This is a genomic window from Stenotrophomonas sp. (genome assembly GCF_032103445.1).
Lineage (GTDB): Bacteria > Pseudomonadota > Gammaproteobacteria > Xanthomonadales > Xanthomonadaceae > Stenotrophomonas.
The window spans coordinates 1-24,148 of record NZ_DAMDFR010000021.1; the positions used below are offsets into that span (position 1 = coordinate 1).

21 protein-coding genes are annotated in these 24,148 nt (G+C 63.9%); 13 read left to right on the plus strand and 8 right to left on the minus strand.

Annotated elements, in window-relative coordinates; translation table 11 throughout:
• Window positions 1-201 precede the first annotated feature (201 nt).
• The 9 genes from RT551_RS09830 to RT551_RS09870 all read left to right on the plus strand — a co-directional run bounded on the left by RT551_RS09830 (window position 202) and on the right by RT551_RS09870 (window position 10,377).
• On the plus strand, window positions 202-693 hold the full coding sequence (locus tag RT551_RS09830; protein WP_313458034.1) for a chemotaxis protein CheW: 492 nt from the start codon (window positions 202-204) through the stop codon (window positions 691-693).
• A gap of 144 nt (window positions 694-837) precedes the next feature.
• On the plus strand, window positions 838-1,221 hold the full coding sequence (locus RT551_RS09835) for a hypothetical protein (protein ID WP_313458036.1): 384 nt from the start codon (window positions 838-840) through the stop codon (window positions 1,219-1,221).
• A 94-nt stretch (window positions 1,222-1,315) separates the two neighbouring features.
• The gene (locus RT551_RS09840) at window positions 1,316-3,679 is read left to right on the plus strand and encodes a methyl-accepting chemotaxis protein (protein ID WP_313458038.1); all 2,364 of its coding nucleotides are present in this window, start codon (window positions 1,316-1,318) and stop codon (window positions 3,677-3,679) included.
• Between the two features lie 243 nt (window positions 3,680-3,922).
• Window positions 3,923-6,184 (plus strand): methyl-accepting chemotaxis protein, encoded by a 2,262-nt coding sequence (locus RT551_RS09845; RefSeq protein ID WP_313458040.1) that lies wholly within the window; start codon window positions 3,923-3,925, stop codon window positions 6,182-6,184.
• 106 nt (window positions 6,185-6,290) lie between these two features.
• Window positions 6,291-7,157 (plus strand): CheR family methyltransferase, encoded by an 867-nt coding sequence (locus RT551_RS09850; protein ID WP_311191113.1) that lies wholly within the window; start codon window positions 6,291-6,293, stop codon window positions 7,155-7,157.
• Window positions 7,154-7,750: a chemoreceptor glutamine deamidase CheD gene (gene cheD / locus RT551_RS09855; RefSeq protein WP_313458044.1), complete on the plus strand. Its 597-nt coding sequence runs from the start codon at window positions 7,154-7,156 to the stop codon at window positions 7,748-7,750. The genes RT551_RS09850 and cheD overlap by 4 nt, the downstream gene beginning before the upstream one ends.
• Window positions 7,747-8,814: a chemotaxis response regulator protein-glutamate methylesterase gene (locus RT551_RS09860; RefSeq protein WP_313458046.1), complete on the plus strand. Its 1,068-nt coding sequence runs from the start codon at window positions 7,747-7,749 to the stop codon at window positions 8,812-8,814. The genes cheD and RT551_RS09860 overlap by 4 nt, the downstream gene beginning before the upstream one ends.
• 734 nt (window positions 8,815-9,548) lie before the next feature.
• Entirely contained in the window at window positions 9,549-9,893 is a 345-nt protein-coding gene (locus RT551_RS09865) for a hypothetical protein (RefSeq protein ID WP_313458049.1), read from the plus strand.
• A 112-nt stretch (window positions 9,894-10,005) separates the two neighbouring features.
• The gene (locus tag RT551_RS09870; RefSeq protein WP_313458051.1) at window positions 10,006-10,377 is read left to right on the plus strand and encodes a hypothetical protein; all 372 of its coding nucleotides are present in this window, start codon (window positions 10,006-10,008) and stop codon (window positions 10,375-10,377) included.
• Between the two features lie 225 nt (window positions 10,378-10,602).
• Here RT551_RS09870 and acnB read toward each other — a convergent pair whose 3' ends face one another.
• From acnB to RT551_RS09885, 3 genes are read right to left on the minus strand one after another with little or no spacing between them, the layout of a single operon-like run.
• Window positions 10,603-13,194 (minus strand): bifunctional aconitate hydratase 2/2-methylisocitrate dehydratase, encoded by a 2,592-nt coding sequence (gene acnB / locus RT551_RS09875; RefSeq protein ID WP_313458054.1) that lies wholly within the window; start codon window positions 13,192-13,194, stop codon window positions 10,603-10,605.
• A gap of 52 nt (window positions 13,195-13,246) precedes the next feature.
• A complete protein-coding gene (locus RT551_RS09880) occupies window positions 13,247-13,645 on the minus strand; it encodes a type II toxin-antitoxin system VapC family toxin (RefSeq protein ID WP_125361015.1) in 399 nt (132 codons plus the stop codon).
• 6 nt (window positions 13,646-13,651) lie between these two features.
• On the minus strand, window positions 13,652-13,876 hold the full coding sequence (locus RT551_RS09885; RefSeq protein WP_282295902.1) for an AbrB/MazE/SpoVT family DNA-binding domain-containing protein: 225 nt from the start codon (window positions 13,874-13,876) through the stop codon (window positions 13,652-13,654).
• 281 nt (window positions 13,877-14,157) lie between these two features.
• On the opposite strand from RT551_RS09885, the gene bamE reads away from it, so the two are divergent.
• Both bamE and RT551_RS09895 read left to right on the plus strand, forming a co-directional pair.
• Complete coding sequence (bamE, locus tag RT551_RS09890; protein WP_311191107.1) at window positions 14,158-14,520, plus strand: outer membrane protein assembly factor BamE; 363 nt, start codon at window positions 14,158-14,160, stop codon at window positions 14,518-14,520.
• Between the two features lie 505 nt (window positions 14,521-15,025).
• Complete coding sequence (locus RT551_RS09895) at window positions 15,026-16,258, plus strand: hypothetical protein (RefSeq protein ID WP_313458058.1); 1,233 nt, start codon at window positions 15,026-15,028, stop codon at window positions 16,256-16,258.
• 51 nt (window positions 16,259-16,309) lie between these two features.
• Here RT551_RS09895 and RT551_RS09900 read toward each other — a convergent pair whose 3' ends face one another.
• From RT551_RS09900 to RT551_RS09920, 5 genes are all read right to left on the minus strand, one after another.
• Window positions 16,310-17,737, minus strand: a complete 1,428-nt coding sequence (locus RT551_RS09900; RefSeq protein ID WP_313458061.1) for a porin — start codon at window positions 17,735-17,737, stop codon at window positions 16,310-16,312.
• Between the two features lie 167 nt (window positions 17,738-17,904).
• On the minus strand, window positions 17,905-18,681 hold the full coding sequence (locus tag RT551_RS09905) for an ABC transporter permease (RefSeq protein ID WP_313458064.1): 777 nt from the start codon (window positions 18,679-18,681) through the stop codon (window positions 17,905-17,907).
• Window positions 18,665-19,498: an ABC transporter ATP-binding protein gene (locus tag RT551_RS09910; protein WP_313458066.1), complete on the minus strand. Its 834-nt coding sequence runs from the start codon at window positions 19,496-19,498 to the stop codon at window positions 18,665-18,667. The genes RT551_RS09905 and RT551_RS09910 overlap by 17 nt, the downstream gene beginning before the upstream one ends.
• Window positions 19,499-19,511: 13 nt before the next feature.
• On the minus strand, window positions 19,512-20,564 hold the full coding sequence (locus tag RT551_RS09915) for an ABC transporter substrate-binding protein (protein ID WP_313458069.1): 1,053 nt from the start codon (window positions 20,562-20,564) through the stop codon (window positions 19,512-19,514).
• 93 nt (window positions 20,565-20,657) lie between these two features.
• Entirely contained in the window at window positions 20,658-21,764 is a 1,107-nt protein-coding gene (locus RT551_RS09920) for a 4-oxalomesaconate tautomerase (RefSeq protein ID WP_313458071.1), read from the minus strand.
• A gap of 108 nt (window positions 21,765-21,872) precedes the next feature.
• Between RT551_RS09920 and RT551_RS09925 the strand changes: the two genes are divergently transcribed.
• Window positions 21,873-22,775 carry a LysR family transcriptional regulator gene (locus RT551_RS09925; protein ID WP_313458073.1) on the plus strand — a complete coding sequence of 301 codons (903 nt, stop codon included), beginning with the start codon at window positions 21,873-21,875 and terminating at the stop codon, window positions 22,773-22,775.
• A gap of 104 nt (window positions 22,776-22,879) precedes the next feature.
• Window positions 22,880-24,106 carry a hypothetical protein gene (locus tag RT551_RS09930; RefSeq protein WP_313458075.1) on the plus strand — a complete coding sequence of 409 codons (1,227 nt, stop codon included), beginning with the start codon at window positions 22,880-22,882 and terminating at the stop codon, window positions 24,104-24,106.
• The last annotated feature ends 42 nt before the right edge of the window (window positions 24,107-24,148 follow it).

Below are 24,148 nucleotides of genomic sequence, written 5' to 3' on the forward strand. Positions count from 1 at the left end.
ATGGATGTTTTCGACGAGCCCCCATGGATGGGTTAACGGCGTGTCCCGTACCCCCGTGCCCGATGGCCCAAGCTCGTAGACCGTCCGCCGAGGTGGGCTGTTCGCGTCAAACTTTGACGCTAAAGACAACAAGATCCAGGCCGATATCCAGCGTGACACCCGGTTTCTTTCGACCGCCACGCCCGACCCAGGATCTTCCCGATGAACGACAGCAACAAGAATGCCGCCAGCAGCGGCGGCGAATTCCTCAGCTTCACCCTCGGTGCCGAGCACTACGGCGTGGACATCCTCAAGGTCCAGGAAATCCGTGGCTACGACTCCGTGACCCGCGTGCCCGACGCGCCGGATTACATCAAGGGCGTCATCAACCTGCGCGGCACCATCGTGCCGGTCATCGACCTGCGCCTCAAGCTGCGCCTTGAAGATGCCCGCTACGACGCCTTCACCGTGATGATCGTGCTCAACGTTGACGACCGCGTCGTCGGCATCGTCGTTGACAGCGTGTCCGACGTGATCCCGCTCAACGCCGACCAGATCCGCCCCACCCCCGAGTTCGGTGCCGCCGTCGATACCCGCTTCATCTCCGGCATCGGTACCCAGGACGATCGCATGCTCATCCTGCTTGATATCGAAACCCTGCTCGACAGCGCCGACATGGGCCAGGCCCAGCAGCTGGAAGATGCGGCCGCTTGACGCACCACCGTGAAGAATTGTGATGAACAGCACACATTCTCACTTCAGTTGTGTCGCGTTTGGCCGATAGCTCGTGTCAGGACCTCGCGCCGTGGGCATTCCACGGCCAGGCCAACAATCCCAAATCCCCCGGAGTATCTCCCGATGAAGTCTCTGCTTGCCGTGTTCTCGGTCGCCGTGCTGGCCACCACCGCTTCTGCTCCCGTCTCCGCCCAGTCCGCCATGATCCCGCCGGAGCTGGCTCCGCGTTCGGTCGGCAAGGACGGCATGGTCTGCGGCAAGGTCGAAAAGGCCCGTTACGCCGAAGGTTCTGAAGGCCAGCCCACCTTCCTGTACATGGGCGGCGCCTTCCCGCGCCACACCTTCTCGGCCCGCATCGCCGGCTCCAACCGCGGCAAGTTCAATTTCCCGCTGGAAACCCTGGAAGGCAAGACCGTCTGCGTCATCGGCACCATCCAGCGCGATGCCTCGCGCGCTGAAATCGAAGTCAGCGGTCCGTCCGGCCTGAAGCTGGCCGACATCAAGTAATTCCCGTACGCCCTGCCACGCCGGCACTGGCCGGCGTGGTCGCTGCAACCGGGACACGCCCGGACGCGTTTGCCACTGGAGAGAGTGCACCACCATGCAATGGATCAACAATCTCAAACTGATGCCGAAGCTGATGCTGACGTTCGGCGTCCTGCTGCTGGTGATGCTGCTTCAAGGCATCGTCGCGTACCGCGGCCTGCACTCCCTCAACAATGTCACCACCGAACTGGCCGGCAACCGGATGGAAAGCATCCGCATGGCCGGCGAAATGCGTGGCATGCTCGGTGAGTACCGCAACTCGGCTTACCAGGGCCTGATCCGCGCCAGCGACGACGTCAAGGCGGAAGCCAAGACCCGCGCCGCCGACCTGCGCACCAAGATCGATGCCTCGATCAAGAAATACCCCGAGCTGATCGACAGCCCGCAGCAGAAGAAGCTGTTCGATACGTTCGCCAAGGAGTGGAAGGACTCGCTGGCCTCCTACGATTCGGTCACCGAAATGCTGGAGCTGGACCTGCCGGACGATGCCATCGATACCTTCGTCGGCGAAACCCGCGCCAAGCACTTCAAGGCCTCGGCCGCGCTTGAAACGCTGATCGCCGAAGACAACCGCCTTGCCCGCGCCTCGCGCGAGGAAGCCGAATCCACCTACGCCGCCTCGGCCACCCTGACCGTCATCGCCCTGCTCGGCGGTGCCGCCCTTGGCCTGGTGCTGGTGTACCTGTTTGCCCGTTCGCTGGTCGGCAGCGTGCGCGGTGCCGTCTCGGTTGCCAATGAAGTCGCCGGCGGCAAGCTGGATGGCCACATCGACGTCACCCGCAAGGATGAAGTCGGCGACCTGCTGCAGGCCATGCAGCGCATGCAGCGCGACCTGCGCGAGCGCACCGAGACCGAACAGGCCGTCGCCCGCGAGAACCTGCGCATCCGCACCGCGCTGGACTACAGCTCCACTGGCGTCTACCTGACCGACGACACCCTCAATATCGTCTATGCCAACCGCGCCCTGGAACAGACCCTGTCCCAGTACCAGGACGAGCTGCGCAAGGATCTGCCGGCGTTCGACGCCAGCCAGAGCCTGGTCGGCCGTCCCCTGACCGTGCTGGAACACAATGGCGAAACCGACCCGACCCTGCTCGCCAACCTGAAGCAGAACGGCGTCGCCCGTCGCGCCATGCAGTTCGGCGATGCCCAGTTTGCCCAGGTGGTCTCGGTCATCCGCAACGACGACGGCCACACCGTCGGCCACGTGGTGGAATGGCGCGACCGCACCCCGGAAGCGCTGGTCGAAGCTGAAGTGGCCCGCGTCATCGCCCAGGCCGCCGCCGGCGACCTCAGCGGCCGCATCGCCGCTGAAGGCAAGGACGGCTTCTTCCTGCAGCTGGCCCAGCAGATCAACGGCCTGCTTGACGCCAACGCCAGCAGCATCGAACAGATCTCCAGCCTGCTCACCGCGCTGTCGCAGGGCGACCTGACCGCACGCATGCACGGCGACTTCCATGGTGTCTTCGCCACCATGCGCGACGACGCCAACGCCACCGCCGAGCAGCTCAGCGGCATCGTCACCCGCATCAAGCAGAGCAGCCAGGCCATCAGCCAGGCCGCCAGCGAGATCGCCACCGGCAACAGCGACCTGTCGCGCCGTACCGAACAGCAGGCCGCCAACCTGGAAGAAACCGCCGCCTCGATGGAGGAACTCACCTCCACCGTGCGCCAGAACGCCGAGCATGCCCGCCAGGCCAACCAGCTCGCCATCGGCGCGCACACAGTCGCCTCGCAGGGCGGTGAAGTGGTCGGCCAGGTGGTCACCACCATGAGCGCGATCCAGACCAGCTCGAAGAAGATTGCCGAGATCATCTCGGTGATCGACGGCATCGCCTTCCAGACCAACATCCTGGCTCTGAACGCCGCAGTGGAAGCCGCCCGTGCCGGCGAACAGGGCCGTGGCTTCGCCGTGGTGGCCTCCGAAGTGCGCACCCTGGCCCAGCGTTCGGCCGGTGCCGCCAAGGAAATCAAGGGCCTGATCGACGATTCGGTCGGCAAGGTCAATGACGGTTCGGCACTGGTACACAAGGCCGGCCAGACCATGGGCGAGATCGTCGCCTCGGTGCAGCGCGTGACCGACATCATGTCGGAAATCTCCGCCGCCTCGCAGGAACAGTCGGCCGGCATCGAGCAGGTCAACCAGACCGTGGTGCAGATGGACGAAACCACCCAGCAGAACGCCGCGCTGGTGGAAGAAGCCACCGCCGCCGCCCGCTCGATGGAAGAACAGGCCGGTCACCTCAGCGATGCGGTGTCGATCTTCAAGCTGGAAGACCAGGTCGTGGTCGCCGCCGCTCCGGTACGCGCATCGCGTCCGGTCGCCGTCGCCACTCCGGCCCCGGCTCCGGCCCGCAAGGCACCGGCGCGTGCAGTAGCCGCCGCTGAACTGGCGGAAGGCGACTGGCAGGAATTCTAACTGCCGTAGGTGCCACCCCCTGCGTGGCACGCACCTGACCGCAACAAACAAACGCCCCGATGCACACGCATCGGGGCGTTCGGCTTTTCAAACCTGAACACGCTCAGTTTCCACGTCTCAATTCAAAGGCGTGGTGGCCGATATCTCATTTGCCTCGGCACGTTCGTCGACGTAGGCCTTCCACCGGCCATCGCCACCACTCCAGGCATCGCAGCATGCCCCCGACTGTAAAGATCCTCTCCCATGACCTTGCTCAGCCGCTGGAACCAGTTCTTCTCCAACCTCTCCGTCCGTAACAAGCTCAATCTGCTGACCCTGCTGATCGCCATCGGCGTGATCGCGCTGGCTGTCGTCGCCGCGCGCAAGCAGTACGTGGACCTGTACGAGACCCGCAAGGAGAGCCTGAAAACGCAGGTGGAAATCACCTTCGGCATCATGGACCACTACAAGGCCCTGGCGGACAAGGGTGAGCTGACCGAAGCGGCGGCCAAGGAGAACGCCATGAAGGCGGTCGACGCGATGCGCGCCGACGGTGGCAGTGCGTACTACAACATCCTTACCACCGACTACGTGCTGCACGTGCATCCGTTCCAGCCCAAGCGCGTGGGCCAGATGGTGAAGGACTACAAGTCCGCCGATGGCGTGGCGCTGTACCAGCTGCAGGTGGACGATGCGGTCAAGAACGGCAGCGGCTACACCTACTACTCCACCACCAAGCCCGGCGCGGAAGGCCTGATCCCGAAGGCGACCTACGCCTCGATGTACAAGCCGTGGCAGTGGGTGGTCACCAGCGGCGTCTACATGGATGACGTGCAGAACGATGCGCTGGCCTTCACTGCGGTGATGACCGCTACGGGCGGCGCGCTGGTGATCATCGTGCTGGCCCTGAGCTGGATCATCGGCAACCGCATCACCGGTCCGCTGCGCCAGGCCACCGGCGTCGCTGAAAACATCGCCAGCGGCAAGCTCGACAGCCGCATCGGCGCGCAGGCACTGGACGAACCCGGCCGCCTGCTGGAAAGCATGGGCCGCATGCAGCAGCAGCTGCACGCGGTGATCACCGCACAGCGCGAAATGGCGGCGCAGCACGATGCCGGCCAGACCCGCTACCGCATGGACGAAACCGCCTTCCCGGGCGAGTACGGCCTGATGGTGCATGAAACCAATGCCTTGGTCGGTGCCCACGTGCAGACCATGCAGGACGTGCTGGCCGTGGTCCAGCGCTACGCCGTCGGCGATCTCAGCGTGGACGCCCCGCGTTACCCGGGCGACAAGGCCGCGATCAGCAGCACGGTCGACACGGTCAAGCAGAACCTGTCCAGCATCAACGCCGAGATCAAGCGCCTGGGCAGCGCGGCCGCTGCCGGCGACTTCACCCAGCGCGGTGACGAAGCCCGCTTCGATCACGATTTCCGCCAGATGATCGGCAGCTTGAACGCGATGATGCAGGTCAGCGACGACAACCTGGGCAAGCTCTCGCAGCTGCTCTCGGCCATCGCCGAAGGCGACCTCACCGCGCGCATGCACGGCGACTACCAGGGCGTGTTCGCCACCATGCGTGACGACGCCAACGCCACCGTTGCCCAGCTGACCCAGATCGTCGGCCAGATCCAGACCTCGGCCAGCAGCATCAACCTCGCCGCCAGCGAGATCTCCACCGGCAACAGCGATCTGTCGCGCCGTACCGAGCAGCAGGCCGCCAACCTGGAAGAAACCGCGGCCTCGATGGAGGAACTCACCTCCACCGTGCGCCAGAACGCCGAACATGCCCGCCAGGCCAACCAGCTCGCCATTGGCGCCCACACCGTCGCGTCGCAGGGCGGTGAGGTGGTTGGCCAGGTGGTCACCACCATGAGCGCGATTGAATCGAGCTCCAAGCGCATCGCCGAAATCATCTCGGTGATCGATGGCATTGCGTTCCAGACCAACATCCTGGCGCTGAACGCCGCAGTGGAAGCCGCACGTGCCGGCGAACAGGGTCGCGGCTTCGCCGTGGTCGCCTCGGAGGTGCGCACCCTCGCCCAGCGTTCGGCCGCAGCGGCCAAGGAAATCAAGGGGCTCATCGATGATTCGGTCGCCAGCGTCGCCGACGGTTCGGCCCTGGTGAACAAGGCCGGCAGCACCATGGGCGAGATCGTCGCCTCGGTGCAGCGCGTCACCGACATCATGGCCGAGATTTCCGCGGCGTCGCAGGAACAGTCGGCCGGCATCGAGCAGGTCAACCAGACCGTGGTGCAGATGGACGAAACCACCCAGCAGAATGCCGCGCTGGTTGAAGAAGCTACTGCCGCCGCGCGCGCCATGGAAGAACAGGCGACCCAGCTGGCCGATGCCGTGGCCATCTTCCGCCTCGACAACCAGGTCGCCGCCGCAGTGAGCGCCGTCACCGCCCGGGTCGCCCCGGTCAGCGCCGCCGCACCGCGCCTGAAGCCGGTTCCGAAGACCGTCGCCAAGCCGCAACCGCGCACCACCGGCGCAGACGAAAGCGACTGGCAGGAATTCTGACGTAGAGCCGGGCTTGCCCGGCTGCTGTGACGTAGAGCCGGGCTTGCCCGGCTGATCGGACGTACAGCCGGGCAAGCCCGGCTCTACCGTTGTCCCCCTTCAATGGATGTCGCCCGTGACCACGCCTTCCGCTCCTGCTTCCGCCAACAGCCGTGAATTCGACTTCGGCGACCGCGACTTCCGCCGCATCTGCGACCTGATCTACCAGCGCGTTGGCATCTCGCTGGCCCCGGCCAAGCGCGACATGGTCTACGGCCGGCTGTCGCGCCGCCTGCGTGCGCTCGGCATGCGCAGTTTCGAGGACTACCTCAACCAGCTCGAAGCCCACGGCGGCGACGAATGGCAGGCGTTCACCAATGCCCTCACCACCAACCTGACCGCGTTCTTCCGCGAGCCGCATCACTTCGAGAAGCTCAACGAGGAACTGCGCGCACGCGCCGGCCACGGCACCCTGCAGCTCTGGTCCTGCGCCGCCTCGACCGGTGAAGAGCCCTACTCCATGGCCATCACCGCCTGCGAAGCGTTTGGCACGCTGAAGCCGCCGGTACGCATCCTGGCCACCGACGTGGACACGCAGGTGCTGGCCACGGCCAGCCGTGGCGTGTATGCGCTGGACCGGGTCAATGGTCTGGACCTGGCGATCAAGAAGCGTTACTTCCAGCGCGGTAGTGGCCCCAACGAAGGCCAGTGCCGGGTGATTCCGGCCCTGCGCGAGCTGATCGAATTCCGCCCGCTCAACCTGCTGGCACCGCGCTACGACGTCGGCGGCCCCTACGACGCGCTGTTCTGCCGCAACGTGATGATCTACTTCGACAAGCCCACCCAGCGCGGCATCCTGTCGCGTCTGATCCAGCACATGGGTGATGACGGCCTGCTCTACACCGGCCACTCCGAGAACTATCTGCACGCCGCTGATCTGATCCAGCCGTGTGGCCGTACCCTGTACAAGCGCAACCCGGGAGCCCCGGCATGAACCAGGCTGTGCGCAATGACGAAGTGATGCGCTACTTCGACAGCCGCTTCAAGGTGACCGCCGCCAAGCTGCTGCCCACGCAGTACCTGGTGGTGGACGACGAAACCGCGCTGACCACCACCCTGGGTTCGTGCGTGGCCGCGTGCCTGCGCGACCCCGTGCTCAAGATCGGTGGCATGAACCATTTCCTGTTGCCGGAAGGCAATGTCGGCGACGGTGCACCCGCACGCTATGGCAGCTATGCCATGGAACTGCTGATCAACGACCTGCTCAAGCGCGGCGCGCACCGCAAGCGCCTGGAAGCCAAGGTGTTTGGCGGGGCCAACGTGCTCAAGGGCTTCACCAGCAACCCGGTTGGCACCCGCAACGCCGAGTTCGTGCGACAGTATCTGCAGGCCGAACACATTCCGGTGCTGGCCGAGGACTTGTGCGGCATCCATCCGCGCAAGGTATGGTTCTTCGCCGACAGCGGCCGCGTCGTCGTGCAGCGCCTGCCGCATGCGCACGAAGCCGAGGTGGCCGCGACCGAATCGGCCGTGCGTGCCCGCCTGTCCAAGGCCCCGGTCACCGGTGGCGTGGAGCTGTTCGAATGATCACCGGAGCCCCGTGCCGTGTGTTGATCGTGGACGACTCGGCCGTTGTCAGGCAGATGCTCAGCGAAATTCTGGCCAGCGACCCGGGCATCGAGGTCGTCGGCACCGCCGCCGATCCGCTGCTGGCGCGCGAGAAAATCAAGCGCCTGGCTCCGGACGTAATCACCCTGGACGTGGAAATGCCACGCATGGATGGGTTGGCGTTCCTGGAAAACCTGATGCGCCTGCACCCGCTGCCGGTGGTGATGATCTCCTCGCTGACCGAACGTGGCGCGGATACCACGCTGCAGGCCCTGTCGCTGGGTGCGGTGGATTTCGTGTCCAAACCGAAATTCGACGTCGCCCGCGGCTTGCAGGACTACGCCGAAGAGATCATCACAAAGGTCAAGACCGCCGCCCGCTCGCGCGTGCGCACGCTGTCGCGCCCGGTGGTGCCGCAGGTGCGGCTGGACCCCGCGACCGCCCCCAAGCCCCGTTCCATCCAGTTCCGCACCACCGACCGCCTGATCGCCATTGGTGCCTCCGCCGGCGGCACCGAAGCGCTGCGCATCGTGCTGGAAGGCATGCCCGCCGACGCACCTGCGGTGGTGCTGACCCAGCATCTGCCCGCCACCTTCAGCACCGCCTTCGCCGAGCGCCTGGACAAGCATTCGGCCATGTCCGTGCGCGAAGCGACCGATGGCGAAGCCGTGCTCGCCGGGCACGCCTACCTGCCACCCGGCGGCAAGCACCTGCGCATCATCCGTGACGGTGCGCGCTGGCGTTGCCGCATCGACGACGGCCCGGCCGTGAACCGGCACAAGCCGGCAGTGGACGTGCTGTTCCGTTCTGTGGCCGAAAGCGCCGGTGCCAATGCCATCGGCGCGATCCTGACCGGCATGGGCGACGACGGTGCACGCGGGCTGCTGGAGTTGAAGCACGCCGGTGCTCCCACCTTGGTGCAGGATGAAGCCACCAGCGTGGTCTGGGGCATGCCCGGTGCAGCGTTCAAGCTGGGCGCGGCCGATGAGCAGTTGCCGCTGGAGCGCATTGCCGAGCGGTTGATGGCGCTGGCGCGGCAATAACACGCGCTAGTCCACGACCGCCAACAACACCGCGATAAGCAATCGCCGTAGAGCCACGCCCTGCGTGGCTGCCTTCCGTTCAGGTGCCCTGCAATTCTCACGAATGACACGCATGGCCTGTCACCACGGAACGTCTGCCGTAGGGACGCGCCATGCGCGTCCGCTCTTCGTTCCGGCGTCATGAAGTCCTGAGGCCGGGCTTCGTTCGCCGCTAAACGTCGGCATTACCTGGAACACGGCACCGGTATCGGCTTCGTGAGCTTGCGCCGCGCGGCGCGCGGGCACCACGCAGGGCGTGGTGTCTACGGGAATTGTTACGTGCGCAGGACGATTGCGTCGTGCACCAGTCGCGCGACCGGCACTTTTTGTCTCCGTTTTAAGGTGCCACGCGCGCCGGATGCCCCCATCAATCTTCATTGATGTTTCGCGTTCTGGAACAAGCATCTCATTCTCTGGATGCTGAAAGCGTCACCTCGATTTTTTCAACGGTCAAATACGAAAATCCCGAAAAAATCGCGATTTCCATTTCTTCGGAACAAGGCGCAATGTCCGCTTCGGGTTTAGCGACCCATGTATGCACGACAATGATTGGCATCCCAGCGTCGGGAGGGTGGTTAATACAACACCCTCATTTTGGGAAATACACCACACCGTCTGTGCATACGCGGTCGCTAACCTCCCGACACTCCTCGCCTTCCCGGCGAGGAGGCTTTTCCTGAAGCTGGAGATTGAACATGTCAAACAACTGGGCCACAACGCCCATCAAGAACGCAGCCGCCAACGAAGACACCCGGCTGTATCAGCGCTGCCACTGCTGCAACAGCCTCCTTCGCCCCCCTGCCCTCAACCACGAACCCGTTCCTTTTATCATGCTGCACGGCACCTGGCTGCGCGACATGGGCATGGAACCGGGCTCACGGGTGATCGTCGAAGCCGGTCTCGGCCTGATCACGATGGCGCTGATCGGGCCGCGCGAACGCGTCGAGGCCGTTACACCGAATGGACCTGACGGCGTGATTCACCAGATCCATTTCACCGACGTCCACGCTGACCCGATCCGGCAGATGCCGGCCGCGTAACGCCCCCCGCATTGCGTCCGACCGGCCGGCGGACGCAGTGTTGTGACACCGTTCGCGGCGGCCCTGCGCGCCGTGTGCTTCACTGCTACCCATCTTCCCGGAGAAATGCGCCATGGAAAGGCCGGTTCGTAACCTCGTGCGTACACTGACACTGCTGGTTCTGATCTCCACCCTGCCCTCGCCTGCGGCGGCTACCGGGGACTTGTTCCGCTTCCATGCGTCTCAAGGTGATTTTCGCTTCTCACTCGAAATGGTCGGGCGGATGGACCCTGGCTCTGTCCAGATCAGCTCGAGCGATTTCAAGCCGTTCATGCCGCGGCGACCCTATTACGTTGAGTTCAATCGCGCGCAGCAGCGTGCCTACGTCCGTCCCAGGACGCGCGGTGACCTTCCGTGGTTTGAGATGGACGTGGTCGGTACTCGAGGCGTGCTCCACTACGACGGCCGACGCATGGAGGGCACCGCCGAATGGGGGCCTTGGTAGCGCCGGCCGTTGGCCGGCCCACGCGATGCCGACACGGGTCATGCGTTACCGGACGCGGAACATTCCACGGCGGTCGTCTGTCGACCGACCCTACCCGTCCCAAGCATCCGGATGACCCCGTAGTGACACGCCATGCGTGTCACCGATAACCCGACCGCAACCACCCACGACACAAACAAAAACCCCCGGTTCTCACCGGGGGTCTTCGTTTAAACCATCACGTGATCAGGCAGCGACCGTCTTGGCCACGTCCTGGTATTCCTCGATCTGGTCGAAGTTCATGTAGCGGTAGATCTCGCTGCCGCTGGCAGCAATCACGCCCACATCAGCCATGTACTCTTCCTTGGTCGGGATGCGGCCCAGACGCGAGCAGATCGCGGCCAGCTCGGCCGAACCCAGGTACACGTTGGTGTTGCGGCCCAGACGGTTCGGGAAGTTGCGGGTCGAGGTCGACATCGCGGTGGAACCCTCGCGGATCTGTGCCTGGTTGCCCATGCACAGCGAGCAGCCCGGCATTTCCATGCGCGCGCCGGTCGCACCGAAGGTGCCGTACACGCCTTCCTTGGTCAGTTCCGAAGCGTCCATCTTGGTCGGCGGGGCCACCCACAGGCGGGTCGGCAGGTCACGCTTGCCTTCCAGCAGCTTGGCGGCAGCACGGAAGTGACCGATGTTGGTCATGCACGAACCGATGAACACTTCGTCGATCTTGGCACCGGCCACTTCGGACAGGGTCTTCACGTCGTCCGGGTCGTTCGGGCAGGCCACGATCGGCTCGTGGATGTCGGCCAGGTCGATCTCGATGACGGCGGCGTATTCGGCGTCGGCATCCGGCTCCAGCAGGTTCGGGTTGGCCAGCCACGCTTCCATCTTCTCGATACGGCGCTGCAGCGAACGCGGATCCTGGTAGCCCTCGGCAATCATCCACTTCAGCAGGGTGATGTTGCTGGTCAGGTACTCGATGATCGGTTCCTTGTTCAGGCGCACCGAGCAACCGGCAGCCGAACGCTCGGCCGAGGCATCGGACAGTTCGAACGCCTGTTCGACCTTCAGCTCCGGCAGGCCTTCGATTTCCAGGATGCGACCGGAGAAGATGTTCTTCTTGCCGGCCTTGGCCACGGTCAGCAGACCGGCCTTGATTGCGTACAGCGGAATCGCGTTGACCAGGTCACGCAGGGTCACGCCCGGCTGCATCTGGCCCTTGAAGCGGACCAGCACCGATTCCGGCATGTCCAGCGGCATCACGCCGGTGGCGGCCGCGAAGGCCACCAGGCCGGAGCCGGCCGGGAACGAAATGCCCACCGGGAAACGGGTGTGCGAGTCGCCGCCGGTGCCGACGGTGTCGGGCAGCAGCATGCGGTTGAGCCAGCTGTGGATCACGCCATCGCCCGGACGCAGCGAGATGCCGCCACGGGTGGAGATGAACTCCGGCAGGGTGTGGTGGGTCTTCACGTCGACCGGCTTCGGGTAAGCGGCGGTGTGGCAGAACGACTGCATCACCAGGTCGGCCGAGAAACCCAGGCAGGCCAGGTCCTTCAGCTCGTCGCGGGTCATCGGACCGGTGGTGTCCTGCGAGCCCACCGAGGTCATCTTCGGTTCGCAGTAGGTGCCCGGGCGCATGCCCTGGCCTTCCGGCAGACCGCAGGCGCGGCCGACCATCTTCTGCGCCAGCGAGAAGCCCTTGCCAGTGTCGGCCGGCTGCACCGGCAGGCGGAACAGGTCGGTCGGAGCCAGGCCAAGCGCTTCACGCGCCTTGCCGGTCAGGCCGCGGCCCACGATCAGCGGAATGCGGCCGCCAGCGCGCACTTCGTCGAACAGCACTTCGGACTTCACTTCGAACTCGGCGATCACTTCGCCGTTCTTCAGTGCCTTGCCGTCGTACGGACGCAGTTCCACCACGTCGCCGTGGTTCATCTGCGAAACGTCCAGCTCGATCGGGAGTGCGCCGGCGTCTTCCATCGTGTTGTAGAAGATCGGAGCGATCTTGCCGCCCAGGCAGACGCCACCGGCGCGCTTGTTCGGGATGTACGGAATGTCATCGCCGGTCCACCACAGCACGCTGTTGGTGGCCGACTTGCGCGAGGAACCGGTGCCGACCACGTCGCCCACGTAGGCGACCAGATGGCCCTTGTCCTTCAGCGACAGGATCTGCTGGATCGGACCGCGCTTGCCGTCTTCTTCCGGGGTGAACGGCGCGTCGTCGCGCTTGTTCTTCAGCATCGCCAGGGCGTGCATCGGAATGTCAGGACGGGTGGTGGCGTCCGGGGCCGGCGACAGGTCGTCGGTGTTGGTTTCGCCCGGCACCTTGAACACGGTGATGGTCAGGCTCTGCGGCACTTCCGGCTTGCTGGTGAACCACTCGGCATCGGCCCAGCTCTGCAGCACGGACTGGGCGTTGGCGTTGCCGGCCTTGGCCTTGTCCTGCACGTCGTGGAAGGCATCGAACACCAGCAGGGTGTTCTTCAGGCCGTCAGCGGCGATGGTGCCCACCGCGGCATCGTCCAGCAGCTGGACCAGCGGGGCCACGTTGTAGCCGCCCAGCATGGTGCCCAGCAGTTCGGTGGCGCGCTCGCGGCTGATCAGCGGGTTCTGCTCGCTGCCCAGCGCAATGGCGGCCAGGTACGAGGCCTTGACCTTGGCAGCGTCGTCGACGCCGGCCGGCACGCGGTGGGTCAGCAGGTCGAGCAGGAACTCGGCCTCGCCCGCCGGCGGGTTCTTCAGCAGTTCAATGACGTCGGCCGTCTGCTGGGCGGTCAGCGGCAGCGGCGGGATGCCAAGCGCGGCGCGCTCGGCTACGTGGTGGCGATAGGCTTCCAACATGACAACTCCCGGGTAATACGTTGAATGAAACAGTGAAAGGAATGCAGCGGGCTCAGGCGTTCGGCACGATCAGCTTCAGGCCCTTGAAGTAGTCGCGGTAAAACGTGTCGTTCCAGGTGATCAAGCCGTCGCACTGCAGCAGTGCATGGGCCCCCACCATGAAGTCGTCCAGGCTGCGGCGGGTGCTGCCGCGCTGGCGATGGCGGCGGTGCATCTCGCCGGCGCGCAGGGCGGATTTGGCTTCCAGCGCATTGAAATGGACACCCATCTCTTCCAGCGCTTCCAGCACCTCGGCACCGCCGCGCAGGCTGGCGCAGACCTCGGCCAGGGTGGCTCCACACACCACCACCTTGCCGCTGACCAGGCTCTGCCGCAGGCAGGCTTCGACCGCGTCGGCCTGCGGGCCATTGCTCAGCAGTTCCACCAGCACCGGTGAATCGACGGCGATCATCACGGATCAGTCCTCGTCGCGCACCGCGCGCACGGCGGCCTGGGCCGAATCGAAGCCATCCAGGGCGAATTTTCCACGGGCGCGCGATATGGCGTCGTCAACGCTCTTACGCAGGATGATGCGGCTGCCGTCCAGCTCGACCTTCAGCTGGGTGCCCTTGGTCAGGCCCAGCGCGTCGCGCACGGCCTTGGGCAGCGTGATCTGACCGCGTTCAGCGACAGTGGCTTCCATTGGGTACGCCCTCTTCGGTATGCACGAATTATACATACTTTGGGGGCCATACCGCCACTGTGGAGAGCGCATGGCCATGGTAAGGATGGCCCTTGTTTCTTACCGTTCAGCGACCTGCGTCACCCCTTCAGCCGGGAATTTGACGCAATTGGCAGTATTTCACCCTCACATCAGTACTATGGGCGCGCAGCCTCGCGCTGCCGGAGCAGGACGCCCCGTTGGGACCCTGCCCGACCACCCGGCTCACGCCACCCATCGAATTTGAGAAGGACATCCCAACGATGCGTATTTCCGCGCTTGCCCTGGCCGCCGTTCTGGCCGCCCCGCTTGCCTTATCCGTCGCTCCCGCACACGCCAATCCGTTCGGCGGCGTGAAGTCCGGCGTCGAAATCACCGACAAGACGCTTGAAGCGATCGAAGTCGGCAAGGCCACCAAGGACCAGATCCAGGACGCCTTCGGTGCCCCGACCCGCCGAGAACAGCTGGGTGACGAGCAGGTCTGGTACTACGACTACGCCAAGATCGGCCACTTCAAGAACAAGCAGGAATCCACCGTGTTCGAGTTCGGCAAGGATGGCGTGCTGAAGAAGAAGTCGCGCGGCGCAGCCCCGGCCAAGACCGGCAACCCGTTCCTGGGCGGCTGAGTCACCCGAGCAAAGTTGACCTGACGGGGTGCCATTGGCACCCCGTTTTCGTTTCCGGGTGCCTTCTCTATCGGCTTGCGTGCGCGACGCCAAGCCTATCGCACGAAACGTGTGAGACGCATGGACTGCATGAACCGCGTGGACCGCTTGGACCGCTTGGACCGCTTGGACTGCATGGACCGCTTGGACTGCGTGGACTGCGTGGACCGCTTGGACTGCTTGGACTGCTTGGACTGCATGGACTGCATGAACTGCACCGGTAGAGTCGCACGACAGTCGACTGCCGATAGTGGTGCAACGACCGATAGGGCATGAACGTTGAACGCAGGCGTTGCCCCGATGGGGTCCATGCGTTATTGCACCGCTCACCGATATCGGCAGGCGTCTTGCGACCGCCTCTACCAGTGCCAGATGCCAACACATCCACTTAACCGGAGGTGGCACTACCATCCAGCCAGGTTCAGCGATGACGGGGGTCAACGCTTCAGTTCTGGAGGAACCAGACATGACCACCACTCGCCATGAGCACGTAGGCTTCAAGTTCTTTCCGCCCGGCATGTATTTGTCTTTGGAAGGATCTGAAGTCGCCATGGTGTACACCGACCTGCCTGAGGATGCACAGGGCGTGTCGTTCGATTTTACGGTGAACGGCGAACCCGGACCCCATCCCGGCATCATCTTCACCATGACCCAGGCGCGCTACGGAATCCTGGAGTTCCACAGATATTTCACCCAGAACTATCACGGCAGCTGGCCGATCAACCTGGAAGTGCGCTGCCTCAAGGACGGCCACCCTGTGGACCTCGGATTGATGCAACTTCGCGATCCGCGCTCGGCCGTTGCCCACTCAATGAAAGTGGAGCATCCGCCAGAGGTCACAATCCCCAAAGACACTGATCGCACATCTGCCCACTTTGCGGCCACCTTCTTCGACAAGGATCACTACCCGCTTCCGCGGTCAACAGATTGGGAACTTGAGTTGATTGAACCTGCGCCTGGCGTGATCGTCTCGCACAATCTGGTCTACGTTTATGGATATGCACAGCCCGGCGAGGTGGCTGTCAAGGTCAGTTCGGCGAAGTATGGAATCGACCAGACGGTCGCATTGAAGATCGTCGGCGCACCGAGCGATCACATCGGCATCAAGTTCTTCCCGCCCGCGATCTACCCATCACTGGTGGACAGCGAGACAGTGCTTATCTACACGCAGCTGCCATCTGAGATCCAGGAGCCGGAGTTCGAGTACAGCGTGAATAATGTGCTGGGGCCGCATCCGGACATCGGATTCGGGATGCCCACTTCATCCGGCTGGATGAGGTTTTACAGTACCTTCGCCGAAAACTACCAGGGGCCATGGCCAGCCATCGTGGAGGTCCGCTACTTGAAAGGCGGAAAACCTGTGGATCTGGGTATTCTGCAGTTGCGTGACCCAAACAACGCGATTGCCGCTTTCATGCGATTGACCTACACACACACCGTTGAGATTCCCAGCGATCCAGATCGAACCTCAAACCACGTGTTCGCCGAGTTTTTCGACAAGGACCACGTGATCCTTCCATTCCGACCGCGCGACTGGGAGGTCATCCTCATCGACCCGCCAGCCGGCGTCTCGGCGGATGGCAACTTCATCTACGTCTATCCCCTCGCGCAACCGGGCGAGGTGAGGTTCAAAGTCAGATCCGAAATGCATGATCTTGAGGAGCTTGGCAGCTTCCAGTTGGTCGCTGCCGGACGGTGAACCGTGACGAGCGCCGGGCACCGACGCGATGTGGGTGCCCGGCAACGCCCCTTAGAACGCCACCTGCAGCCGCGTATTGAACGTGGTGCCCTCGTCCTTGCCCTGCACAGCACCGCTGCGGTTGTCGGTTTCCCAGCGGATCACGTCGAACATCACCCGGCTGTAGTCGTTGAGGTACCAGTTCGCGCCTACGGTCCAGGCGTGGCCGGTGCCGCCGGTGGGCAGCTCGGCGTAGTCCACGTCTTCGTAGCGGCCGCGCAGTTCCCACGCGCCGCGGCCGCCGCTGGTGACCGGGTCGGCCACCTTGACCTTGCCCCAGGTACCGGCCTTGGCCGAGTACGACGGGCTGGCACCGCTCAGGAACCAGCCGGCCGACACGGCCCAGGCGTCATGATCGAGATCGTAACGACCGGTCGCGTCCGCTCCGCGCAGGTTGCGCGTACCCCACTCGCCCGTGGCCCAGCCCTGACCGAAGAAGCCGGCGGCTTCCACGCCATAGGCGGTGCTGCGGTCGGTGCCCGCCAACGTCCCCGGGGTGATCTTGACCAGATCGTTGAAGTGACCGGCGATGGCCGAGCTGCGCAGCACGCCGGTGGAGCCGGCGGCGATTTCCTCATGGAACGCCCAGGCCCCCAGATGCAGGGTGGCCGCTTTGCTGACCAGCGGGTTCCAATGCACGCGCGTGGCCCAGGCCTGGCTGTCGTTGTTGTCGCCGACGTTGTTCAAATCGTTGCCAGCCACAGAAAGGCTGGCGTGCCAGTTTTTCCCATACACGCGCTCGGTCAGGCCGACACCGAACAGGCCGCGTTGCGGCAGCATCAGCGTGCCGACCACGTTGCGGTCCGGGAACGGCGTGTTCGAAGTGCTGCTGGAACCGTCGATGCCGCGATCGTTCAAGCGGTTACCCACGGTCAGGTCAGCCGGAAGACCGAATACCCTGTGGTCCACGGTGGCGTACACGGACTTCCACGCCACCTCGTTGTCGGCAAAATCACCCTCCACCGCCCAACCCAGGATGCCGTAGCGGCCTTCCGCGCCCAGACGCACCGAACGGATTTCGGTTCCGGAGATGTTGCGGTCGCTGCTGGACGAACCGTCGGTGCTCGAGCCATCCACGAACAGGCGGCCACGGGGACGGAATGTCACATTGCCGTCGGCGCTGGTGAACTCCGGTGCGCCCTTGCTGAAGGACACCTTCGGTGCTTTCGATTGCTGCGTTTCCAGCTTCGCTACGCGGGTTTCCAGTTCAGGGGTCGGGGCAGCTGCAGGTGCCGCTGCGGAGGTGCCGGTGCCTTCCAGCGCGTCAAGGCGGGATTGCAGCTGTTGGATCTGCTGTGCCTGCTGCTGCACCAGCGCGGTAAGTTCGGCCTGGCTCAGCGGAGCCGGCGGCGTGGACTGGGCGGCGACGTGGCCGCTGGCCAGCAGCAGGCCAAGCGCCACCGATAGCGCTGCGCGAGGCAGCACGGGATGCGTCTTCATGGGTTCTCTCTCCAACCCGCCGACCTCAGGTCAAGGCGGGTGCATTGCAATGATGCGGGGGGAATGTAGCGCCACGCCCTGCGTGGCTGCGATCTGCCGGACAGCCACGCAGGGCGTGGCTCTACGGGATCCGTGACACCGGGCGGTCCCGGTGTCACGTCAAACCATCAACTGGTCGCGCCCTGCTGCGCGTTCGGGCGCCAGGTGATGACCTTGTTCTCTACGAGGTCCAGCAAGGCGTCGATCACCAGCACGAAGGCGGCCAGGATGATGATGCCGGCAAACACACCCACGGCATTGAAGTTGCCTTCGGCCTGCGCGATCAGATAGCCCAGACCCGCCGAAGCACCGAGGTACTCACCGATGATCGCACCCACCACCGCAAAGCCAACCGACGTACGCAGCGAGGACAGAATCCAGCTGGCCGCCGCCGGGAAGTACACGTGGCGCAGCAGGTCGCTGCGGCTGGCACCCAGAATGCGGGCATTGGCCAGCACCACCGGATTCACTTCACGCACGCCCTGCATGGCATTGAAGAAGGTGGTGAAGAACACCAGCGTCACTGCCAAGGCCACCTTCGACCACAGGCCCAGGCCCAGCCACAGCACGAAGATCGGAGCCAGCACCACGCGCGGAATCGCGTTGAAGCCCTTGATGAAAGGATCCAGGATGCGGGCCGAACGCCGGCTCAGGCCCAGCCACACACCACCGGCCACGCCCAGCGCGGTACCGATCAGATAGCCCAGCGCGGTTTCAGTAAGGGTGATGTACACATGCTGGTAGAACGAGGTATCCGACAGCCAGGTCCACGACTGCTTGGCAATGGCAGTGGGAGCCGGGAAGAAGAACGGATCCACCCACCCCATGGCGATGCCGCCTTCCCAACCACCGAAGACAAGGATGATCAGCGCGAGCTGGATGAATTTGTCAGTCCTGGCGTGCATAGCTCTTCTCCACTTCGCCGCGCAGGCAGGCCCAGATGTCGCGGTACAGGTCGGTAAAACGTTCGTCGAGTTTGATTTCCGCCACGTTGCGCGGACGCTCCAGATCCACGTCGAAGCTGCGCACCACACGGCTGGCGGGGCCGGACGACAGCGCCACCACGCGGTCGCCCAGGGCAATGGCTTCTTCCAGGTCGTGCGTGATCAGAATCACCGAGCGGCGATCCTCCTGCCACAGACGCAGCAGTTCGTTCTGCATCAGGTGGCGGGTGTGGATGTCCAGCGCCGAGAACGGCTCGTCCATCAGGATCACCTTGGGCTCCACGATCAGCGCCTGCGCCATCTGCACGCGCTTGCGCTGACCACCCGAAAGCTGGTGCGGGTAACGGTGTTCGAAACCGGTCAGACCCACTTTGGCCAGCCACGTGGTGACCTTCTGCTTGCGCTCGGCATCGCTGATGCCGCGGAACTTCAGACCCAGTTCGACGTTCTGGTACGCGGTCTTCCACGGCAGCAGCGCATCCTGCTGGAACAGGTAACCGACCGACTCCTGCACGCCGTTCACGGCGCGCCCGTCAATACTGACCTGACCGGCCGATGGCTTCAGCAGGCCGGCCACGGAATTGAGGATGGTGCTCTTGCCGCAGCCGGTGGGGCCGACAATGGCGAGAAACTCGCCATTGCCCACCTGGATGTCAACATCGCGTACGGCGGTGAAGTCGCCGAAGGACATGGTGACGTGGTTGATCGCAACCATGGTCTGTGCAGGCTCCAGCTGCGGTGCGCCGTTGAGCTTGCGCACGGTGGCATTGAGGGCCATGGGTTACCTCCGCTTAGTTCTGGGCAGCCGGGGTCGAGGCACTGGCGCGCTCGACGAAGGCATTGGTGTAGGTCTTGGACAGGTCGATGTCGTGGTTGGCGACGTCCTTGTTGAACTCGCGCAGCACCTTCAGCGGCGTTTCCAGATCGGCCGGGGTGAAGTGACCGTCCGTGGTGAAAATGGCGCGGGCGTTCTCGACCGCACGCGCATAGGTCGCGCGGTCGCCGGAGACGTAGCTGTCCGGCAGCGCGGCCACGATGTCTTCAGCGCTGTTGTCGGCGATGAACTTCAGTGCCTTCTGTTCGGCGCGGGCGATCTTCTCGGCTGCATCCGGGCGCTGCTCAAGGAAGCTCTGGTTCGCATACATCACCGAGGTCGGGTACAGACCACCATAGACCTGGCGGGCACCCTCGTCGCTGCGTGCGTCGATGATGATCTTGCCGACCTTGCGTTCGGTGATCAGCGTGGCGGCGGGGTCATAGTTCACCAGCAGATCGATCTTGCCCTGCTCCAGCGCCGCCACGGCAGCCGCGCCCGAACCGACGCCGATCAGCGAAATGCTGTCGACCGGGATGTCATGCTGGGCCAGGAAGTGGCGCACGAAGAAGTCCGACGATGACCCTGGTGCGGTGATGCCCACTTTCTGGCCCTTGATCGTTTCCGGACGCGCCGGGTCGAAGGTCGCGTTGTCACGCCCGGCCATCACCAGGCCGGAGTTGCGCGACAGCAGCACAAAGGCCACCACGTCCTTCTGCTTGGCCTGCATCTGGATGGTGTGGTCGTAGAAGCCCACGGCCACGTCCGTGGAATTGGCGACCAGCGCCTGCAGCACCTTGGAACCGCCCTGGGCGAAGTTCTCGGTCTTCACGTCCAGGCCCACTTCCTTGAAGTAGCCCTTGGAATCGGCGATGAAGAACGGCAGGTTGTTGAGGTTGTACGACCCCACGCTGATGCGGACCGGTGCATTGTCACCGCCGCTGGCGGCCCCTTCGGAGCCACTCTTGCCACAGCCGGCAACAGCCAGGCTTGCCGCGACCAGCGCGGTCATCAGAATTCGCTTGTACATCTATCCCTCCCAGGATGTGCTGCTACGTGTAACGGTGTTTCGGTGGAGGGCGGCAGGTCGCGCCAGAGGCGCGGCCTGCCACCCGAGGTCAGGTCATGCCGCTGAAGTCCATTGCGCGGTTTCGGTGGCAATCGGCGTGGTGGCAAACACCCGGCCTTCAAACAGGCGGCGGGCCGTGCGTACCACGCTGGCCACAACCGGCGCGTGTTCCGAGCTGCGACTCAAGCCCACGTCCAGGGCACCGCTCGGATGTTCGAGAGTAATCAAAGTGGGCACTGCGTCACACCCGACAAACGTGTTAGCCAACGTACCCGGCGTCGCAACTGCAGTGGCAATGCCTACGCCACCGGTGATCGCCAGCGCCGTATGGCATTGATGTGGCATGAAATACCGCACCTGCAGGGTGCCGCCATGTTGCGGTGCAGAAAGCAAAACGGGTTTAGGAATCACTTTGTTGCCGGCATCGGCGATGCCCATGCGTTCGCCCGCCTCGATGCGAATGGCTTCCATCCGCGTCATCAATTCACGATTGGCATTGAGCTGCGCCGGCGATTCACCGCCCTGCACGCCCAGATCGCTGGCGCGGATGAGCACCATCGGCATCGCACAATCAATCAGGCTTACATCGGCACCATCGATCTGTTCCATCGCATGTCCGCTGGGCAGCAGCTTGCCGGTGCGTGCGCCCGCCGCATCGAGGAACGCAAGCTGCACCGGCGCGGCACCACCGGGTGCGCCGGCGATATGGGTGTCGCCGCGATACACCACCTGTCCGCCCGGCGTTTCCACCGTGGCCACGATCACCTTGCCGGTGTTGACGTTGTGGATGCGCACTTCGGTGCGGGGATGATGCGCCTGCACCAGGCCCCGTTCGATGGCGTACGGTCCGACGGCGGCCAACATGTTGCCGCAGTTCGGTGAGGTATCCACCAGACGCTGCTCCACTTTGACCTGCGCGAACAGGTAGTCCACGTCGGCATCTTCGCGGCTGGCCTTGTCGATGATCGCGACCTTGCTGGTCAGTGCATTGCCGCCACCAATCCCGTCGATCTGCAGCGGATGCCCCGAGCCCATCACCTCCACCAGCAGCCGGTCACGCGCGGCGGTGTCGGCCGGCAGGTCGGATGCCAGGAAGAACGGCCCTTTGGAGGTGCCGCCGCGCATCAGGACGCAGGGAATGGAGGTGAGATCGTTGGACATACGTGTGGTAGATTGATGCTTGTAGCGGATGAATATCACCCTGTGATTCGATACTGGCATGACCCCGATTGATCTGTGAATTGCTGATTTTTGGATGATTAATGCCCCATGAGCATCAATTGCGAAATTCTCGACCTGCGCGCCTTCCTGCTGGTAGCCGAAACCCGCAGCTTCCACCGTGCCGCTGAAACGCTGCACGTCTCGCAACCGGCACTCAGCCGGCGCATCCAGAAGCTGGAACAGGCGGTGGGTTCACCGCTGCTCGAACGCACCACGCGCAGCGTCAGCACCACTGCGGTAGGCGAGAACCTGCTGCCGCTGGTGCGGCGCATGATCGAAGAGTTCGACGGCTCGCTGTTCTCGCTGCGCGGTCATGACGACACGCGCGGTGCGACGGTCACGATTGCCTGCTTGCCCACGGCGGCCTTCTACTTCCTGCCCAGCGTGATGGCGCGCTTCCACGACGCGCACCCGAATGTGCGCTTCCGCATTCTTGATATTCCCGCCACCGAGGGCCTGCAGGCTGTCGAGCGCGGCGAAGTGGAATTCGGCATCAATTTCATGGGCGCTAACGACCCCAACCTGGACTTCGACGTGCTGGCTGAAGACCCGTTCGTGCTGGCCTGCAGACGCGACCATCCGCTGGCGCGCAAGCGCAAAGTGGAGTGGTCTGATCTGGCGAAGCACCAGTTGATCACCGTGCACCGCACCAGCGGCAACCGCACGCTGCTCGATGGTGCATTGGCGCGTGAAAACCTCAAGCTCAGCTGGCACTACGAAGTGACCCATCTGTCCACCTCGCTGGGCATGGTCGAGGCCGGCATCGGCGTCTCCGTGCTGCCGAAGATGGCCACGCCAGACGGCGACCACCCCATCCTGGTCACCCGCCCGATCGGCAATCCGGTGGTGTCGCGCACCATCGGCATCGTGCGCCGCCGCGGGGCCCTGCTCTCGCCCAGCGCCGAACGCTTCCTGCAGATGCTGATGAGCCAGTGGCGGGGCAAGCCGTAGCCGGCTGCACGGCGTTTGAACGATTGCCCGGCTACGCTCCACCTGAGCCTGTGCGCTTGAATTCCAAAGTCGATGACGGGGGTCATTAGCCGAGGATCATCAACATGAACGCAGAAGTTGCGCGCTCTCGCAGCATCAACCTGGCCTTCTATCCGCCTCACCTCTACCCGCCACTCTTGAGTACTGCCCCGGCGGAGTCCGGCTTCCTCACCTCCGTGCTTCCCGGGGACAATGTTGTCTACAGCCTTTCGGTAAACGGCGTCCCTGGCACTCCTCAACACGTCCAGCTCCGCGCCGGCGAAGCCTCGGGAGTGGTGTCCGTGTACCCCGGCTTTATCTCGAGCCATACCGGCTCGTGGTCCGTTGAGTTGCTTCTGAGAGCGTCTCGCGGTGGCGTCGTCATTGACGAAGCCACGCTTACATTGCTCGACACCCGACAATTGGATGTCCACCGCGTGGATGCCTGGCTCTCCCCGAACCCAGCCTACCTGTTGGAGGACGAGGATCAGGCAGTCCGGACATCGGCGGCCTTCTATGATCGCGAAGGCGTAAAGGTTCCAGCAGACGAGGTGAACTGGAGCGTGACCTTGCCTGACAATCCCGCGGGCGTGGAAGTGAACGGTACATCGGTCATTCTCAAGCCGCACGCATCGCCGGGCGACATTCAGGTGCGGATCGGTGAGCAGCGGGGCGTGTCGAGAATGATGATCTTGAACGTTCTACCGCTGCTGGACATGGACCTTCACCTGGGCCAGTACGATCTCTATCCGCCCATCAGGGAGACGGCGGGCGTATCGGTGCCGATCCGCTCATCGATATCGTCAGATCCCAGACTCACTTATGACTACCTGCTCAATGGTGAGAGTGGGCCGCATCCTGGCATCGAAATCCGGCGCATATCAACCGATTGGGAGCTTTTCTTCAGCACCACTTTCATCACCAGCTACAAGGGCCAATGGCCTGCAGAAGTTGCCGTGCAGGCGTTCCTGGACGACCAACCGGTGGGCAAGCGCACACTCAAGCTGCACGACACACGCACCCTGGTCTGCACACGCATCGAGGTGGACCTTCTGCCCTCTGCAACAGTCGAACGTCCTGAGTTCGGAACTGCCGAGGTTGTAGCGCATCCACGACTCTACGACGCGCAGGACATTCCGATTCCGCCCGCCGAGGTAACGTGGGACGTCGCCGTCGAGAATGAGCCGATTAAAGGCATCCACCGGGAGGGCAACGTGCTTTCCGTCGCTCCTGTTGCCGACGCCGACACACACCGCGTTTCGATTCTGGGGCCAGGAGGCGTCAGTGGCTCGACAGAGCTGATAGTGAAATAGCCATCGAGTACAGCATGCTGTGGCCGCTTTCCCAAAGCCGAT

Bases quoted from the DNA above. Each gene is read 5' to 3' on its own strand.
- RT551_RS09830 (WP_313458034.1), top strand. From the start codon at position 202: ATGAACGACAGCAACAAGAATGCCGCCAGCAGCGGCGGCGAATTCCTC.
- RT551_RS09835 (WP_313458036.1), top strand. From the start codon at position 838: ATGAAGTCTCTGCTTGCCGTGTTCTCGGTCGCCGTGCTGGCCACCACC.
- RT551_RS09840 (WP_313458038.1), top strand. From the start codon at position 1,316: ATGCAATGGATCAACAATCTCAAACTGATGCCGAAGCTGATGCTGACG.
- RT551_RS09845 (WP_313458040.1), top strand. From the start codon at position 3,923: ATGACCTTGCTCAGCCGCTGGAACCAGTTCTTCTCCAACCTCTCCGTC.
- RT551_RS09850 (WP_311191113.1), top strand. From the start codon at position 6,291: ATGTCGCCCGTGACCACGCCTTCCGCTCCTGCTTCCGCCAACAGCCGT.
- cheD (WP_313458044.1), top strand. From the start codon at position 7,154: ATGAACCAGGCTGTGCGCAATGACGAAGTGATGCGCTACTTCGACAGC.
- RT551_RS09860 (WP_313458046.1), top strand. From the start codon at position 7,747: ATGATCACCGGAGCCCCGTGCCGTGTGTTGATCGTGGACGACTCGGCC.
- RT551_RS09865 (WP_313458049.1), top strand. From the start codon at position 9,549: ATGTCAAACAACTGGGCCACAACGCCCATCAAGAACGCAGCCGCCAAC.
- RT551_RS09870 (WP_313458051.1), top strand. From the start codon at position 10,006: ATGGAAAGGCCGGTTCGTAACCTCGTGCGTACACTGACACTGCTGGTT.
- acnB (WP_313458054.1), bottom strand. From the start codon at position 13,194: ATGTTGGAAGCCTATCGCCACCACGTAGCCGAGCGCGCCGCGCTTGGC.
- RT551_RS09880 (WP_125361015.1), bottom strand. From the start codon at position 13,645: ATGATCGCCGTCGATTCACCGGTGCTGGTGGAACTGCTGAGCAATGGC.
- RT551_RS09885 (WP_282295902.1), bottom strand. From the start codon at position 13,876: ATGGAAGCCACTGTCGCTGAACGCGGTCAGATCACGCTGCCCAAGGCC.
- bamE (WP_311191107.1), top strand. From the start codon at position 14,158: ATGCGTATTTCCGCGCTTGCCCTGGCCGCCGTTCTGGCCGCCCCGCTT.
- RT551_RS09895 (WP_313458058.1), top strand. From the start codon at position 15,026: ATGACCACCACTCGCCATGAGCACGTAGGCTTCAAGTTCTTTCCGCCC.
- RT551_RS09900 (WP_313458061.1), bottom strand. From the start codon at position 17,737: ATGAAGACGCATCCCGTGCTGCCTCGCGCAGCGCTATCGGTGGCGCTT.
- RT551_RS09905 (WP_313458064.1), bottom strand. From the start codon at position 18,681: ATGCACGCCAGGACTGACAAATTCATCCAGCTCGCGCTGATCATCCTT.
- RT551_RS09910 (WP_313458066.1), bottom strand. From the start codon at position 19,498: ATGGCCCTCAATGCCACCGTGCGCAAGCTCAACGGCGCACCGCAGCTG.
- RT551_RS09915 (WP_313458069.1), bottom strand. From the start codon at position 20,564: ATGTACAAGCGAATTCTGATGACCGCGCTGGTCGCGGCAAGCCTGGCT.
- RT551_RS09920 (WP_313458071.1), bottom strand. From the start codon at position 21,764: ATGTCCAACGATCTCACCTCCATTCCCTGCGTCCTGATGCGCGGCGGC.
- RT551_RS09925 (WP_313458073.1), top strand. From the start codon at position 21,873: ATGAGCATCAATTGCGAAATTCTCGACCTGCGCGCCTTCCTGCTGGTA.
- RT551_RS09930 (WP_313458075.1), top strand. From the start codon at position 22,880: ATGAACGCAGAAGTTGCGCGCTCTCGCAGCATCAACCTGGCCTTCTAT.